A 15,783-nucleotide genomic window follows, 5' to 3' on the forward strand; every position below is an offset into this window, starting at 1 on the left:
CGCCAGGTGCGCAAGGACTGCGCCGCGGTCATCCTGTACACCGCCGAGAAGGCCACCTGGATGGCCGGCGAGTCGGTGCAGATCCTGGGCGGCAACGGCTATATCAACGAATACCCGGTCGGCCGGCTGTGGCGCGACGCCAAGCTGTACGAGATCGGCGCGGGCACGTCGGAAATCCGGCGCATGCTGATCGGAAGGGAGTTGTTCTCGCAAACCATGTGATGCCGGCGCTGCATGGCGATGGCGCCCGGTCTGGCGCCGCGCCGGCCATGCCGGATTGACCGAAAGAGCACTCGCCCTGCCGCCGAACCAATTTACAATCTCCGGAACCCCCAATCGTCATCGGCCTGCGTCATGTCCCACTTCCCAAAGCTGCTGTCCTCGCAGATTGCCTATGACGTGGCCCGCACCATGCTGGACGGGTTCGACAAGCATTACCGGCTGTTCCGCGAGGTCAGCCACCAGGCCAAGGTGAAGTTCGAGGCGGCCGACTGGCAAGGCCTGCAGCAACTGCAACGCGACCGCATCGCCTTCTACAACGAGCGGGTGCGCGAAACCAGCGTGATCCTGGAAGACGAGTACGACGCCGAGAACATCGAGGACGAAATCTGGCAGCAGATCAAGCTGCACTACATCGGGCTGCTGACCAACCATCACCAGCCGGAACTGGCCGAGACCTTCTTCAACTCGGTGTGCACGCGCATCCTGCACCGTTCGTACTTCAACAACGATTTCATCTTCGTGCGCCCGGCCATCTCGACCGAGTACATCGAGAACGAGGAGTCTCCCACCAGGCCGACCTTCCGTGCCTACTATCCGGGCAGCCGCGCGGGCATGGCGGCGTGCTTCGAGCGCATCGTCCACAACTACCAGATCGAGCGTCCATTTGCCGATCTCACGCGCGATATCGGCTACGTGGTGCGCGCCGTCACCGAGTATTTCGGCGACTTCCGCATTGCGCCGAATTTCCAGATCCATGTGCTGTCGTCGCTGTTCTTCCGCAACAAGTCGGCCTTCATCATCGGCCGCATCCTGAACGCCGACCGCACCTTCCCGCTGGCGATTCCCATCGTGCACACGCCCGACGGCAAGCTGTCGCTCGACACGGTGCTGCTGAAGAAGGTGCAGCTGCTGATCCTGTTCTCCTTCACGCATTCCTACTTCATGGTGGACATGGAGATCCCGTCGGCGTACGTGACCTTCCTGCGCGACGTCATGCCGCGCAAGCCGCGCGCGGAGATCTACACCTCGCTGGGTTTGCAGAAGCAGGGCAAGAACCTGTTCTACCGGGACTTCCTGCATCACCTGCAGCATTCGTCCGACAAGTTCATCAGCGCGCCGGGCATCAAGGGCCTGGTCATGCTGGTGTTCACGCTGCCATCGTATCCCTACGTGTTCAAGGTGATCAAGGACTACTATCCGGCGCCAAAGGAGACCACGCGCGAGCTGATCAAGTCGAAGTACCAGCTGGTCAAGCAGCACGACCGCGTGGGCCGCATGGCCGATACGCTGGAGTATTCCGACGTGGCATTTCCGCTGTCGCGCTTCGACGACGCGCTGGTGCGCGAGCTGGAACTGCACGCGCCGTCGATGATCGAGTACCAGCGCGGCAAGGACGGCGGCGAGGAAATCGTCGTGCGGCACGTCTACATCGAGCGCCGCATGACGCCGCTCAATATCTGGCTGCAGGAGGGCTCCGATGCGCAGGTCGAGCACGGCATCGTGGAGTACGGCAACGCCATCAAGGAACTGATCGCCGCCAATATCTTCCCCGGCGACATGCTCTACAAGAATTTCGGCGTCACGCGCCACGGCCGCGTGGTGTTCTACGACTATGACGAGATCGAGTACATGACGGACACCAATGTCCGCCACGTGCCGCAGCCGCGCAACGAAGAGGAGGAGATGTCGGGCGAGGTCTGGTACAGCGTGGGCCGGCACGATATCTTCCCCGAGACCTACCGCAGTTTCCTGCTGGGCGACCCGCGCGTGCGCGCCGCCTTCCTGCGCCACCACAAAGATTTCTTCGATCCTGCCATGTGGCAGGGGCACAAGGACCGGCTGCTGGCCGGACAAATTCACGATTTTTATGCCTATGACGTTTCAGAACGCTTTGTCAATCGCTATGCCGCCGCAGCCTCAACCCGGGCTAAATCCGGCGACCAGCCAGAACCGGCAAGGAGAGTCGCATGAGTGACGCCATCGCCCAGCTGTTCCGCAACAATCGGGAGTGGGTCGACCGCGTGAACGCGGAGGATCCGGGTTTCTTCATGAACCTGGCAAACCAGCAGGCACCCGAGTACTTGTGGATCGGCTGCTCCGATTCACGCGTTCCGGCCAACCAGATCCTGGGGCTCGCGCCGGGCGAAGTGTTTGTCCATCGCAATATCGCCAATGTCATCGCGCACAGCGATCTCAACGCGCTCTCCGTGATCCAGTTTGCCGTGGAGTTGCTCAAGGTGCGCCACATCACGGTGGTGGGCCACTATGGGTGCAGCGGCGTCAAGGTCGCGCTCAAGCGCCAGCGCGTCGGGCTGGCAGACAACTGGCTGCGCCACGTGCGCGACGTTGCCGACAAGCACGGCGCCTACCTCGGCACCATCACCCGCGAGGAAGACGCGCACACGCGGCTGTGCGAGCTCAATGTGATCGAGCAGGTCAACAACGTGTGCCAGACCACCGTGCTGCAGGATGCCTGGGACCGTGGCCAGCCAGTCACCGTGCACGGCTGGGTCTACGGCGTGTCCGACGGCCTGCTGCGCGACCTCGGCATGGCTGCCAGCAGCAATGAGGAACTGCACGAGCAGCTCGAAGCGGCCTACCGCCAGTTCGGCGATCCGCCGCAGGCGTCGATCCGCTAAGCGCCGGCCTCGCACGCATCGGCAAGCAAAGAGAGATTCAGGAAGAGCCAACAATCGCCGCCACGTATCGCGCCAACCCGCGCCCCTAATCATTGGAGACACCCCATGCATGATCCCGTTGTCATCGTATCCGCCGCCCGCACCCCGATGGCGGCCTTCCRGGGCGAGTTCTCCGCCCTGACCGCCCCGCAACTGGGCGCCGCCGCCATCCGCGCCGCGGTGGAGCGCGCCGGCCTCAAGCCGGAGCAGATCGAGGAAGTGGTGTTCGGCTGCGTGCTGCCCGCCGGGCAGGGCCAGGCGCCTGCGCGGCAGGCAGCGCTGGGGGCAGGTCTGCCGCTGGGCGTGGGTTGCACCACCGTCAACAAGATGTGCGGCTCCGGCATGCGTGCCGCCATGACCGTGCACGACGCACTGATCGCGGGCTCGTTCGAGATCGCCATCGCCGGCGGCATGGAAAGCATGACGAATGCGCCATACTTGGTGCCCAAGGGCCGCGGCGGCTACCGCATCGGCCACGGCATGATTTTCGACCACATGATGCTGGACGGCCTGGAAGACGCCTATATCAAGGACGAGAAAGGCGGCGGCCGCTCCATGGGCACCTTTGGCGAGGACTGCGCGTCCAAGTACAACTTCACCCGCGAGGCGCAGGATGCGTTCGCCATGGAGAGCGTGCGGCGCGCACAGCAGGCGACCGAGCGCGGCGATTTCCGCTGGGAGATCGCGCCGGTGACGGTGCCTGGCCGCGGTGGCGACACTGTCATCGATACGGATGAAGGCCCGCGTCGCATCAAGGTCGACAAGATCCCCTCGCTCAAGCCGGCCTTTGCGAAGGACGGCACCATCACCGCCGCATCGTCCTCGTCGATCAACGACGGTGCCGCCGCGCTGGTGATGATGCGCGAATCCACCGCCAAGCGCCTCGGCCTGGTGCCGCTGGCCCGCTTGCTGGGTCACACCACGCATGCGCAGGCACCCGGCTGGTTTACCACCGCGCCGGTGGAAGCCATCAACAAGCTCTACCGCAAGCTCGACTGGACCACGGACAGCGTCGACCTGTTCGAGATCAACGAAGCGTTCGCCGTGGTGCCGATGGCCGCCATGCACGACCTCAAGATCCCGCGCGACAAGGTCAACATCCACGGTGGCGCCTGCGCGCTTGGCCACCCGATCGGCGCCTCGGGCGCGCGCATCATGGCCACGCTGATCGGCGCGCTGCGCAAGACCGGCGGCAAGCGCGGCGTGGCCAGCCTGTGCATCGGCGGCGGCGAAGCCACCGCGGTGGGGCTGGAGATCGTCTGAACCCGCGGTACCGCCCGCAACAGAGTGGCTGCCGCCATCGCGCGGCAGCCACACCGCAAACAACATAGAGAAAGGAGTACTGCCTTGCCAACCGCTCTCATCCTTGGTGCCTCGCGTGGCATCGGTCTCGAATTCGTGCGCCAGTACCGAGCCGATGGCTGGCGGGTACTGGCCGTCGCGCGCAGCGACGACGGCATCAAGGCCATCGAAGCGCTTGGCGCGGAGGCGTTGCGCGCCGACCTGACCGACGCGGGCCAGGTCGCCGGGCTGGGCTGGAAGCTGGACGGCGAGTCCATCGACGTAGCGATCTACAACGCCGGCGTGATCGGCCCGCGTACCGAAGGCGCGCAGCCCGTGACCCGCGAGGATTTCGACAAGGTGATGCATGTCAACGTGCTGGGGCCGATGATGGCGCTGCCGTTGCTGCTGCCGCTGGTCGAGACCGGACGTTCGGGCAAGGGCGGCGTACTGGCGGTGCTGGCCTCGCGCATGGGCAGCATCGGCACCATGGACAGCAACCGCAGCTGGCTCTACCGGGTCAGCAAGGCCGCCGCCAACGCGGCGCTCAAGGCCGCCTCGCTCGATGCGCGCCATGCCACCTGCCTGGCCTTCCATCCTGGCTGGGTGCAGACCGAGATGGGCGGCAAGGAAGCCGACCTCACGCCGCAGCAGAGCGTCTCCGGCATGCGCGCGGTGATCGCCGGCGCGACCCGGCAGGACAACGGCGGCTTTCGCAACTACGATGGCAGCGTGATCCCATGGTGAGTGCCATGGCCGATGCATCCTTCGTCACGCCCGCAGCGGCGACAACCTTGGTGAGCTGACATGCTGCTAACGCCAGAACAGGAAATGATCCGCGACGCCGTGCGCCAGTTCGCGCAGCAGGAGATCGCGCCGCACGCCGCCGCGTGGGATCGCGACAAGACCTTCCCGCATGCGGTGCACCGCGAGCTGGCCGCGCTTGGCGCGTACGGCGTGGCGGTGCCCGAGCAATACGGCGGGGCGGGGCTCGACTATCTGTCGCTCGCGCTGATCCTGGAGGAAATCGCCGCCGGCGATGGCGGCACCTCCACCGTCATCAGCGTCAACAACTGCCCGGTGTGCAGCATGTTGATGGCCTTCGCCAGCGAGGCGCAGAAGCAGCAGTGGCTGGTGCCGCTGGCGCGCGGCGAGATGCTCGGCGCCTTCTGCCTGACCGAGCCGCACGTGGGCTCGGACGCCGCGGCGCTGCGTACCAGCGCGGTGAAGGATGGCGACGACTACGTGCTCAATGGCGTCAAGCAATTCATCACCAGCGGCAAGAATGCCGATGTGGCGATCGTGCTCGCCGTGACCGACAAGGCTGCCGGCAAGCGTGGCATCAGCGCCTTCCTGGTGCCGACAACCACGCCCGGCTACATCGTGGCGCGGCTGGAGGAAAAACTCGGCCAGCATTCGTCCGATACCGCGCAGATCCTCTTCGAGGATTGCCGCGTGCCGGCCGCCAATATGCTGGGCGAGGAGGGCGCCGGCTACAAGATGGCGCTGTCCGGGCTGGAAGGCGGCCGCATCGGCATCGCCTCGCAAAGCATCGGCATGGCGCGCGCCGCCTTCGAGGCGGCCCTGGCTTACGCGAAGGAACGCGAGAGCTTCGGCCAGCCGCTGTTCGCGCACCAGGCGGTGCAGTTCCGCCTGGCCGACATGGCGACCAGGATCGAGGTGGCGCGGCAGATGGTGTGGCACGCCGCGTCGCTCAAGGATGCGGGGCGGCCCTGCCTGAAGGAAGCCGCGATGGCCAAGCTGTACGCCAGCGAGATGGCGGAGGAAGTCTGCTCGGCCGCCATCCAGGTCTTCGGCGGCTATGGTTATGTCAGCGACTTCCCGGTCGAGCGCATCTACCGCGATGTGCGCGTCTGCCAGATCTACGAAGGCACCAGCGATATCCAGAAGATACTGATCGCGCGGGCGCTGGCCTGACGCCTCGCCTGCGGATCGCGGAACCATTTCACCAATGCAGCACCGAAGTATCGAACCCAACGGCCAGACGCCAGGAGCCCCCAGACAATGACTGCTGCCATCGATTTCTACTTCGATTTTTCTTCGCCGTACGGCTATTTCGCCAGCACGCGCATCGACGAGCTGGCGCAGAAGTACGGACGCATCGTCGCATGGCATCCGATCCTGCTCGGCGTGGTCTTCAAGACCACCGGCTGCTCGCCGCTGCCGCACGTGCCGCTCAAGGGCGACTACGCGTGGCGCGATTTCGAGCGCACCGCGCGCTTCCACGATATCGAGTACAAACGCCCGACGCACTTCCCGCTGCCCACCACGCAGGCCGCGCGTGCCATGCTGTGGCTGCAGAACCATCACGGCGACGATATCGCCACCGCGTTCGCCAAGGCGGTCTATCGCGCCTTGTTCGTGGATGACATCAACATCGCCGAGCCGGCCGAACTGGTGAAGCTGGCCGAGCCGCTGGGCATCGACGCGCATGCCATGGATGCTGGCGCCAGCAGTTTCCAGATCAAGGACCAGCTCAAGGCCGAGATCGACGTGGCCATGGCCAAGGGCGTGTTCGGCTCCCCGTTCGTGATCATCGACGGCGAGCCGTTCTGGGGCTTCGACCGCTTCGACCAGATCGAGGCGCACCTCAAGAGCAAGCGCCCGACGGCGCTGCGCGCGGTGGGCAGCACGGACAGCCATACACTCGGCAACACAGACAGCAGCAAGGAAAAGAAGCCCGCATGAACCCCAGCATCAAGCCGATCCGCCATCCCCGTTTCGACTGCGTGATTTTCGACTGCGACGGCGTGCTCGTCGACAGCGAGCCCATCGTCAACCGCGTGCTCAACGAGATGCTCAACGAACTCGGCATCCGCATCTCGATCGAGGAATCCACCAAATGGTTCCTCGGCCGCGCGGTGCGCGAGGAGCTTGAGAACATCGAGCGCCGGCGCGGCGCGCCGTTGCCCGAGAACTGGCTGTCGCAATGGTTCGCGCGGCGCAATGCCGTGCTGGAGGCGGAAGTGCAAGCCGTACCGTACGTTCGCGAGGCGGTTGCCGCGATCGCCGCCGCCGGCCTGCCCGTTTGCGTGGCGTCCGGCGCCGACCGCATCAAGGTCAAGCTGCAGCTGACCCGCACCGGCCTGGTCGAGCTGTTCCAGCAGGACGAGCGCGAGCACATTTTCTCGTCCACCGAGGTCGAGCGCAGCAAGCCCGCGCCTGACGTGTATCTGCTGGCGGCGCGCACCATGAACGTGGAGCCCGCGCGCTGCGTGGTGATCGAGGATAGCCCGACGGGCGTTACCGCCGGCGTAGCCGCGGGCATGACCGTGCTCGGCTATGCCGCGCGCAATGCCGCCGAATCGCTGCTGGCGGTCGGCGCTGGCAGCATTTTCACCGATATGCGCGAGCTGCGGGGGTTGATCGGATGAAGGCGCGGGCGTCCGGCGCCGGCGGCTGTCCCTGTGGCGGCGGCGACTATGCCACCTGCTGCGGACGCTTTCATCGTGGCGAGGCGCTGCCGGGCAACGCCGAGCAGCTGATGCGTTCGCGCTATAGCGCCTATGTGCTGGGCGACGTGGATTGGCTGCGCCATACCTGGCATCCGTCCACCTGCCCGGCGGATCTCGCGCCAGATACCGGTACGCGCTGGCTCGGGCTGGCCGTCAAGGCGCATGCGCAGCAGGACGAGACGCACGCCGAGGTGGAATTCGTGGCGCGCTACAAGGTGGGCGGGCGCGCCTGGCGGCTGCACGAGCGCAGCCGCTTCGTACGCGAGCCGCGCGACGCCAGCGAGGCGCCGCGCTGGCTTTATGTGGATGGTGAAATGCTGGGGGAGAAACCATGACGGAACCGAAGACTGCCGCTGGTGCGACACCGGATGCCGACTACGTGCTGTACGGCTTCGCGCAATCCGGCAACACCTACAAGGTGGCGCTGCTGCTGGAAACGGTCGGCGTGCAGCGTGGCCGCAAGCTGTGGGCGCCGCGCTTCGTAGATTACTTCAACGGCGAGACGCACACCCCGGAGTACCGCGCCATCAACGAGATGGGCGAGGCGCCGGTGCTCGAGTTCGACGGCCGTAGACTGTCGCAATCGGGCGCCATCCTCGACGTGCTGGCGCAGCGGCTTGGCATCTATGGCCCCGCCGATGACGCCGAGCGTACCGAAGTGCTGCGCTGGCTGCTGTTCGACAACCACAAGTTCAGCTCCTATACCGCGACCTACCGCTTCCTGCGCACCTTTGCCAAGGCGCCGGACCCGGCGGTGCTGCAGTTCCTCCGGCAGCGCTGCGAAGGCGCATGGAGCGTGCTCAACGCGCATTTGTCCGGGCGCGCCCATGTGCTCGGCGAGCGGCTCACGATTGCCGATTTTTCGCTGGCCGGCTATGTCTACTTCGACGACGAGATCGGCGTGCACTGGCGCAAGGAATATCCGCATATCCACGCCTGGACCGAGCGGCTGCGCGCGCTGCCGGGCTGGCAGCATCCCTATGCGCTCCTGCCCGGCCATCCGCTGCCGAAACGGGCCGGCTGAGCGGTGGGCGCGGGACAAGAGAGGCACAGGCAATCGTGAGATCGATAGCGGGGCTGGCCGTGGCGCTGGCGCTTGTGGTGGGCGGGCCTGCGCTCGCGCAGGACGCCGCGCCGGCGTCTTCACCCGTGGCGGCTGGCAAGATGGCGGAGCAAGTCGCAATGATCCCCAAGCCGGGGGTGCTGTTCTCGGTGGAGCTCGAAACCACCATCTTCAAGCCGCCCGGCGAAGGCCCTTTTCCATTGATCGTGCTCAATCACGGCAAGGCGTCGGGCAAGCCGGCATTCCAGCCGCGCGCACGCTATTCCGCCCAGAGCGCTGAATTCGTCAAGCGCGGCTATGTAGTGGCGCTGCCGATGCGCCAGGGCTTTTCCAGATCCGGCGGTGCCTATATCGGCGCGGGCTGCAATGTGGAAAGCAATGGCCTCGTGCAGGCCGAGGATGTGGTTGCCACGCTCGACTACATGGTCAAGCAGCCTTATGTCGACAAGTCGCGCATCGTTGTGATTGGCCAGTCGCACGGCGGGCTGACCACCATGGCATTCAGCACCCTTGCGTACCCCGGCGTGCTCGGCCTGGTCAATTTTGCCGGCGGGCTGCGCGATGAATCGTGCAGCCGCTGGGAGTTCAACCTGATCGATGCGTTTGGCGACTACGGCAAGCAGGCGCGCTATCCCTCGCTGTGGATGTATGGCGATAACGACAGCTACTGGCCGCAGCCGCTCCCAGAGAAGATGTTCGGCGCCTACAAGGCGCAGGCGCATGGCGCTGCCGCGAACACGCGCATGGTGGACTTCGGCACCTTCGCGGGCGATTCGCACGCCATGTTCGGCAGCCGGGCCGGCTTGCCTATCTGGCTGCCGGAAGTCGGGCGGTTTTTCAAGGAAATCGGGCTTCCTTTCGATCCCCTGCCATAAGCCGGAGCATCAGCGGGAGCATCAACAGGCTCCTGCCGGCGGAAGGTTTACCCCGACAAGCAATCCCGCTGGCGGCGCAGGGTGTGGAGATAAGGGCATGCTGGCATGGAGATGTGGCGACGATACGCCCTTCTCCCCGCTTTTTCGTTTAACGCGCTGCTAACGTGTAAATCCGGTCCTGTTTGCCAAGTGGCCGGGGAGCTCCCTACCATGACTCTCCCCAACCCGCACGCAAATGCCGCCACGCCAGGCTCTGCCCGGCCGGGCAGGCCACCGCGCGGTCAACAAAGGAGGGTTTCCTTGGAAGACCAGTCCAATTCCGCATCCCCCGCGCCCGCCACGCTCGGCGAGCGCAGCCTGCGCGCCGTCTGGCATCCGTGCACGCCGCTGCGGCCCGATGCCGGCAAGCCGCCGCTGGCCATCGCCCGCGGCGAAGGCCCGTGGCTGCACGACACCGGCGGCCAGCGCTATTTCGACGCCACCAGCTCCTGGTGGGTCAACCTGTTCGGCCATGCCAATCCCGAGATCAACGCCGCGCTGCGCGAGCAGCTCGACACGCTGGAGCACGTGATGCTGGCCGGCTGCACGCATGCGCCCGCGGTGGAGCTTGCGGAGCGGCTGTCGGCCCTGACCGGCGGCGCGCTCGGCCATGCGTTCTATGCCAGCGACGGTGCCTCGGCTGTCGAGATCGCGCTGAAGATGAGCTTCCACTACTGGCGCAACACGGGCCTGGGCGGCAAGCGCGAATTCATCTGCCTGCGCCATGGCTACCACGGCGAGACCGTGGGCGCGCTGGCGGTGACCGACGTGGCGATCTTCCGTGATGCCTACGATCCGATGCTGATGAGCTCGCACGTGGTGATGTCGCCCGACGCGCGCCAGGCCGCGCCGGGCGAGAGCGCCGCGCAGGTGGCGCAGCGCGCGCTGGACGAGCTGGAGGCGCTGCTCCACGCGCGCGGCGGACAGATCGCGGCCCTTATCATCGAGCCGCTGGTGCAATGCGCCGCCGGCATGGCGATGCACGATCCGCTGTACCTGGAGGGCGTGCGCGCGCTGTGCGACCGCTACCGCGTGCACCTGATCGCCGACGAGATCGCGGTCGGCTGCGGCCGTACCGGCACCTTCTTCGCCTGGGAGCAGGCGCGCGGCGCCGGCGATGCGCCGGGCGCGCCGTTGCCGGCGCACCTCTGGCCCGATTTCCTGTGCCTGTCCAAGGGCATCAGCGGCGGCTACCTGCCGCTCTCGCTGGTGCTCTCGCGCAGCGCGATCCAGCAGGCCTTCGTTGCGGACGCCGGGGACCCGGACCGCGCCCGCAGTTTCCTGCACTCGCATTCCTACACGGGCAACCCGCTCGCCTGCCGCGCGGCGCTGGCCACGCTGGACCTGTTCGCGCGGCAGGACGTGATCGCGCAAAACCGCCAGCGCGCCCGGTGGCTCACGCAAGCCATGGCGGGACTGGCAGCGGATGCGCGGCTGCAGCATGTGCGCCAGCGCGGGCTGATCTGGGCCGCCGACGTGCGCGAGGAATATGCCGCGAATGCTGGTGAATTCTCCGCGCGTTTCCATCATGCCGCGCGCGCGCACGGCGTATTGATCCGTCCGATCGGCCGCACGCTCTACGTGATGCCGCCGTATGTGTTCGACGCCGACATGGCGCACTGGCTGGCCGGCCGCCTGCAGGCCACGCTCGACGCGGTGCTGGCCGGCGGCCTCGACAAGAACGAAAGCGCCGGCAACGATGCCGGCGCCACCAGGGAGATTCGCCATGTTGCTTGAGCACCTGACCCTCGCCGCCGCCGAGCGTGACGCAAAGGCGCTGACGCGCCGCCGCCGCACTGCGTATTCCGCCTGCGCTCCGCACCAGGCCGTGAGCGACGCCTGCGGCGACGAAATGCACTCCTTGCTCACCTTTTGCAGCAACGACTACCTGGGCCTGGCCAACCATCCCGCGCTGATCGCGGCGATGGCGGACGGCGCGCGCCAGTTCGGCGCGGGCAGCGGGGCGTCCCATCTGGTGAGCGGCCACTCGCTGGCGCACCACCGGCTCGAGAGCGAACTGGCGGAGTGGTACGCGCCGCATATCCCGCACGCGCGCGCACTGTATTTCTGCACCGGCTACATGGCCAATATGGCGGTGCTGACCGCGCTGGGCAGCGCCGATGCCACGCTCTTCTGCGAGGAACTCAACCATGCTTCGCTGATCGACGGCGCCCGGCTCGCGCGTGCCGAAGTCCGCCGCTATGCCCATCGTGACGTGGCCGGGCTGGAGGGGTTGCTGACCGCCAGCAGCAGCCCGCTCAAGCTGATCGTTACCGACAGCGTGTTCAGCATGGACGGCGATCTCGCCCCGCTGACCGAGCTGCTGGCCCTGGCCGAGCGCCACGACGCCTGGATCATCGTCGACGATGCGCATGGCTTCGGCGTGCTGGGCGAACAAGGGCGCGGCGTGCTCGAGCACCTGGGCCTGACTTCGCCGCGGTTCATCTATATCGGCACGCTGGGCAAGGCCGCCGGCGTGGCGGGCGCCTTCGTGGCCGCGCACGAGACCATCATCGACCACCTGGTCAATACCGCGCGGCAGTACATCTACACCACGGCCGCGCCGCCGGCGGTGGCGCACGCCTTGTCCGCCAGCCTGGCGCTGATCGCCGGGGATGAAGGGCGGCAACGCCGCGTGCAGCTCGGTACGCTGATCCGCACGCTGCGGGGCGGGCTGGCCGAGCTGACCCGCGCCGCGGGCTGGCGCCTGGGTGAGAGCACCACGGCGATCCAGCCGGTGATCGTGGGCGACAACGTAGCCGCACTGGCGTTGTCCGCGGCGCTGGAGGCCGACGGTATCCGCGTGGGCGCGATCCGTCCGCCCACCGTGCCGGTGGGTACGGCCCGCTTGCGCATCACGCTATCGGCCTCGCACACCCTGGCCGATGTGGATCGCCTGCTGGCCAGCCTGCGCAGCGTGGTGCCGCACATGGAGGCGTCATGAGCGAGCGTGCCGCCATCGCCTGCTTTGTCACGGGCACCGACACGGGCGTCGGCAAGACGCACGCCAGCGCCACCTTGCTGCACGCGCTGCGCGCCGCCGGCTACCGCGCGGTTGGCATGAAGCCGGTAGCGAGCGGCAGCGAGTGGCGCGGCGACCATTGGCATAACGACGACGTGGCGCAGCTGCGTGCCGCCAGCGCGCTGGCCGTGCCGCAGGCGCTGACCTGTCCCTTCCTGTTGCGCACGCCGGCATCGCCGCACCTCGCCGCCGCCATCGAAGGCGCCCGCATCACGCGCGAGCCGATCCGTGCCGCCTTTGCCGCGCTGCGGGCGCAGGCCGATGCGGTGGTGGTGGAAGGCGTCGGCGGCTTTCGCGTGCCGCTCGACGGGGCGCCGCCGGAAGAGGGCGGCTGGGATACCGCCGACCTCGCCGTAATGCTCGGCCTGCCGGTGCTGCTGGTGGTGGGCATCCGCCTTGGCTGCATCAGCCATGCGCTGCTGACCGCCGAAGCCGTGCGCGCGCGCGGCCTGCACCTGGCCGGCTGGATCGCCAACCGTATCGACCCGGCCATGGATCTCGCCGACGAGAACATCGACACACTGCGTGCCGCGCTGGATGCCCCGCACCTGGGCACGCTGCCGTGGCAGGCCGCGCCCGCCGATGCCGCCGGGCAGCTCGCGCTGGCGCCGCTGCTGGCCGCCTGCCATGCGCGGTCCGCGGTCGCCGCCGCCTGAACGCGCGCCTTGCAGAAACCGAATACACCGAAAGCATTACTGGAACAGATAACAATCATGACCACCACTTCCCTCGCAACCGACACCGTAGCCACCATTTCCGCCGACACCCTGCGCCAGACAGCCCGCCGCTTCACCGAGACCGCGCCCGCGGCCAGGCCCGGAGACTGGACCGTGGCCGAAGTTGCCGCGCTGTACGCGCTGCCGTTCAACGACCTGCTGTTCCGCGCCCAGCAGGTGCACCGCGAGCATTTCGACGCCAATGCCGTGCAACTCTCCACGCTGCTGTCGATCAAGACCGGTGGCTGCGAAGAGGATTGCGGCTACTGCCCGCAGAGCGCGCACCACGATGCCGGCGTCACGGCCGGCAAGCTGATGGCACTGGACGATGTGCTGGAAGCCGCGCGCGCCGCCAAGGCCAGCGGCGCAGGCCGCTTCTGCATGGGCGCCGCCTGGCGCAGCCCCAAGGACCGTCACCTGGAGCCGGTGATCGAGATGGTGAAGGAGGTCAAGGCCATGGGCCTGGAGACCTGCGTCACGCTCGGCATGCTGGAGGCCGAGCAGGCCCAGCGCCTGAAGGACGCCGGGCTGGACTACTACAACCACAACCTCGATACCTCGCCCGAGTTCTACGGCGAGATCATCGGCACCCGCACCTACCAGGACCGCCTGGACACCATCGGCCATGTGCGCGAGGCTGGCATCAACGTATGCTGCGGCGGCATCGTCGGCATGGGCGAATCGCGCGAGGCGCGCGCCGGGCTGATCGCGCAGCTCGCCAACCTCGACCCGTACCCCGAGTCGGTGCCTATCAACAACCTGGTGGCTGTCAAGGGCACGCCGCTGGCCGACACGGCGCCGATCGACCCGTTCGAATTTGTCCGCACCATCTCGGTGGCGCGCATCACCATGCCGCGCGCCATGGTGCGCCTGTCCGCCGGCCGCGAGACCATGGACGATGCGCTGCAGGCGCTGTGTTTCATGGCCGGCGCCAATTCCATCTTCTACGGCGACCGGCTGCTGACCACCGCCAATCCCCAGGCCGACCGCGATCGCGCCCTGCTGTCCCGGCTGGATATCCGCACCGAGGGCTACGCCGGGTAAGCCGGCCGGCCCCGTGACCGCTTTGCCTGCGCCCGGTTGGTGACATCGCAGGCGTTCCGCACTGCGGATCCCGGCACCGCGCCTTTCGGGGGTGCGGTGCGCCGCCGGCGACATCCGTGTCGATCCCGGCAAGTGCCCTGCACTGCGGGCAGGGCCATGCGGAAGGTGATACCTTTCATGTGTTCAGCGGCCAGCGTCACGTGGCACCTGTCTGGACCGGCCCGCTGGCAGACGCCGGTTAAGGCGCGCGGTTGCTGTCCTTCCGGGCCGGAAACGGCCGGGCCGCCGCCTCCAGGGCGCGCCTGCCGCAAGAAAACCGCAGGCAACGCCCATCCTCTGCGAAAATAGAAACAAAACCAGAGTGGAGATGAGATGAAGTTGCAGTTGTATGTACCGGACGGCCGTTACCAGCCCTGGATCGACAGTTTTGCCGAAGCCCTGCCCGAGGCGCAATGCCTGACCTGGGAAGACAGCAAGAATGAGCAGGTGGACTACGCCGTGGTCTGGCGGCCGCCGCTGGAGATGCTGCGCGGGCGTACCGACCTGAAAGCGGTCTTCAATCTCGGCGCCGGCGTGGATGGCATCCTGAGCCTGCGCGACACCGACGCGAACGCACTGCCGGCCGGCGTGCCCATCGTGCGCCTGGACGATGCCGGCATGGCCGCCCAGATGATCGACTACGTGACGCACGCGGTACTGCGCTACTTCCGCCGCCTGGACGAATACGCGCTGGCCCAGCAGGCCGGTACCTGGCGTTTTCTCAAGCCGCACCGCCGCGCCGATTTCACCATCGGCGTGATGGGCGTAGGCACGCTGGGCGCGCAGATCGCCAAGTCGCTGGCCGGATTCGGTTTCCCGGTGCGTGGCTGGAGCCGCACGGCGCGCGAAGTCGAAGGCGTGCAGGGCTTTGCCGGCGAGGCTGGCCAGGCCGGCTTCCTGGACGGGCTGCGCGTGCTGGTCAATGTCTTGCCGCTGACGCCGGAAACCGAGAACATCCTGGATGCCGGACTGCTGGGCAAGCTCGCCAAGGGCGCCTACCTGGTCAACGTGGCGCGCGGGCCGCACCTGGTCGAGGAAGACCTGCTGGCCGCGGTGCAATCCGGCCAGGTTGCCGGTGCCATGCTCGACGTGTTCCGCACCGAGCCGCTGCCTGCCGACCATCCCTTCTGGTCCGAGCCGCGCATCACCATCACRCCGCATATTGCGGCGCTGACCTTGCGCGAAGACAGCATTGAACAGATCGCGGGCAAGATCCGCGCGCTGCGCGCGGGCCAGCCGATCGCCGGCGTGGTCGACCTGCAACGCGGCTATTGAACGAACCGGGCACCGGGGCGGAGCGCCCCGGTGCCATGCACCGGATACGCCGC

At 67.1% G+C, this 15,783-nt stretch carries 16 protein-coding genes; all 16 read left to right on the plus strand.

Going from position 1 to position 15,783, the window contains the following annotated elements:
* Positions 1-222 (plus strand): acyl-CoA dehydrogenase family protein (locus AC1DN0_RS06835; protein WP_477111534.1); only part of this gene is annotated, 222 nt, incomplete at its 5' end.
* Between the two features lie 132 nt (positions 223-354).
* Positions 355-2,193 (plus strand): bifunctional isocitrate dehydrogenase kinase/phosphatase, encoded by a 1,839-nt coding sequence (aceK, locus tag AC1DN0_RS06840; RefSeq protein WP_441636625.1) that lies wholly within the window; start codon positions 355-357, stop codon positions 2,191-2,193.
* Complete coding sequence (gene can / locus AC1DN0_RS06845; protein WP_441636627.1) at positions 2,190-2,861, plus strand: carbonate dehydratase; 672 nt, start codon at positions 2,190-2,192, stop codon at positions 2,859-2,861. Before aceK ends, can begins: the two co-directional genes overlap by 4 nt.
* A gap of 105 nt (positions 2,862-2,966) precedes the next feature.
* Positions 2,967-4,163, plus strand: a complete 1,197-nt coding sequence (locus tag AC1DN0_RS06850; protein ID WP_477145617.1) for an acetyl-CoA C-acetyltransferase — start codon at positions 2,967-2,969, stop codon at positions 4,161-4,163.
* Between the two features lie 84 nt (positions 4,164-4,247).
* The gene (locus tag AC1DN0_RS06855; protein ID WP_045236239.1) at positions 4,248-4,928 is read left to right on the plus strand and encodes an SDR family oxidoreductase; all 681 of its coding nucleotides are present in this window, start codon (positions 4,248-4,250) and stop codon (positions 4,926-4,928) included.
* Positions 4,929-4,988: 60 nt separating this feature from the next.
* Positions 4,989-6,119 (plus strand): acyl-CoA dehydrogenase family protein, encoded by a 1,131-nt coding sequence (locus tag AC1DN0_RS06860; RefSeq protein ID WP_441636631.1) that lies wholly within the window; start codon positions 4,989-4,991, stop codon positions 6,117-6,119.
* 87 nt (positions 6,120-6,206) lie between these two features.
* The gene (locus AC1DN0_RS06865; RefSeq protein ID WP_441636633.1) at positions 6,207-6,890 is read left to right on the plus strand and encodes a 2-hydroxychromene-2-carboxylate isomerase; all 684 of its coding nucleotides are present in this window, start codon (positions 6,207-6,209) and stop codon (positions 6,888-6,890) included.
* Positions 6,887-7,576, plus strand: coding sequence for an HAD family hydrolase (locus tag AC1DN0_RS06870; RefSeq protein WP_441636635.1), 690 nt, complete (start codon positions 6,887-6,889; stop codon positions 7,574-7,576). The genes AC1DN0_RS06865 and AC1DN0_RS06870 overlap by 4 nt, the downstream gene beginning before the upstream one ends.
* Positions 7,573-7,992, plus strand: coding sequence for a YchJ family metal-binding protein (locus AC1DN0_RS06875; RefSeq protein WP_441636637.1), 420 nt, complete (start codon positions 7,573-7,575; stop codon positions 7,990-7,992). Before AC1DN0_RS06870 ends, AC1DN0_RS06875 begins: the two co-directional genes overlap by 4 nt.
* Entirely contained in the window at positions 7,989-8,681 is a 693-nt protein-coding gene (locus tag AC1DN0_RS06880; protein WP_441636639.1) for a glutathione S-transferase family protein, read from the plus strand. The genes AC1DN0_RS06875 and AC1DN0_RS06880 overlap by 4 nt, the downstream gene beginning before the upstream one ends.
* Positions 8,682-8,725: 44 nt before the next feature.
* A complete protein-coding gene (locus AC1DN0_RS06885; RefSeq protein WP_441636647.1) occupies positions 8,726-9,595 on the plus strand; it encodes a dienelactone hydrolase family protein in 870 nt (289 codons plus the stop codon).
* A gap of 300 nt (positions 9,596-9,895) precedes the next feature.
* Positions 9,896-11,371: an adenosylmethionine--8-amino-7-oxononanoate transaminase gene (gene bioA, locus AC1DN0_RS06890; RefSeq protein WP_441636641.1), complete on the plus strand. Its 1,476-nt coding sequence runs from the start codon at positions 9,896-9,898 to the stop codon at positions 11,369-11,371.
* Complete coding sequence (bioF, locus tag AC1DN0_RS06895; protein ID WP_441636643.1) at positions 11,361-12,578, plus strand: 8-amino-7-oxononanoate synthase; 1,218 nt, start codon at positions 11,361-11,363, stop codon at positions 12,576-12,578. The genes bioA and bioF overlap by 11 nt, the downstream gene beginning before the upstream one ends.
* On the plus strand, positions 12,575-13,312 hold the full coding sequence (bioD, locus tag AC1DN0_RS06900) for a dethiobiotin synthase (protein WP_477103452.1): 738 nt from the start codon (positions 12,575-12,577) through the stop codon (positions 13,310-13,312). The genes bioF and bioD overlap by 4 nt, the downstream gene beginning before the upstream one ends.
* Before the next feature lie 57 nt (positions 13,313-13,369).
* Positions 13,370-14,416, plus strand: a complete 1,047-nt coding sequence (gene bioB / locus AC1DN0_RS06905) for a biotin synthase BioB (RefSeq protein WP_441635909.1) — start codon at positions 13,370-13,372, stop codon at positions 14,414-14,416.
* A gap of 372 nt (positions 14,417-14,788) precedes the next feature.
* Positions 14,789-15,730, plus strand: coding sequence for a 2-hydroxyacid dehydrogenase (locus AC1DN0_RS06910; RefSeq protein WP_441635911.1), 942 nt, complete (start codon positions 14,789-14,791; stop codon positions 15,728-15,730).
* Positions 15,731-15,783: the final 53 nt, after the last annotated feature.

The organism is Cupriavidus sp. 05N39 (assembly GCF_056397325.1).

Excerpts from the sequence above, each read along its gene's own strand:
- bioD (WP_477103452.1), top strand. The coding sequence starts at position 12,575 with ATGAGCGAGCGTGCCGCCATCGCCTGCTTTGTCACGGGCACCGACACG.
- aceK (WP_441636625.1), top strand. The coding sequence starts at position 355 with ATGTCCCACTTCCCAAAGCTGCTGTCCTCGCAGATTGCCTATGACGTG.
- AC1DN0_RS06875 (WP_441636637.1), top strand. The coding sequence starts at position 7,573 with ATGAAGGCGCGGGCGTCCGGCGCCGGCGGCTGTCCCTGTGGCGGCGGC.
- AC1DN0_RS06870 (WP_441636635.1), top strand. The coding sequence starts at position 6,887 with ATGAACCCCAGCATCAAGCCGATCCGCCATCCCCGTTTCGACTGCGTG.
- AC1DN0_RS06860 (WP_441636631.1), top strand. The coding sequence starts at position 4,989 with ATGCTGCTAACGCCAGAACAGGAAATGATCCGCGACGCCGTGCGCCAG.
- bioB (WP_441635909.1), top strand. The coding sequence starts at position 13,370 with ATGACCACCACTTCCCTCGCAACCGACACCGTAGCCACCATTTCCGCC.
- AC1DN0_RS06880 (WP_441636639.1), top strand. The coding sequence starts at position 7,989 with ATGACGGAACCGAAGACTGCCGCTGGTGCGACACCGGATGCCGACTAC.
- bioF (WP_441636643.1), top strand. The coding sequence starts at position 11,361 with ATGTTGCTTGAGCACCTGACCCTCGCCGCCGCCGAGCGTGACGCAAAG.
- AC1DN0_RS06865 (WP_441636633.1), top strand. The coding sequence starts at position 6,207 with ATGACTGCTGCCATCGATTTCTACTTCGATTTTTCTTCGCCGTACGGC.
- can (WP_441636627.1), top strand. The coding sequence starts at position 2,190 with ATGAGTGACGCCATCGCCCAGCTGTTCCGCAACAATCGGGAGTGGGTC.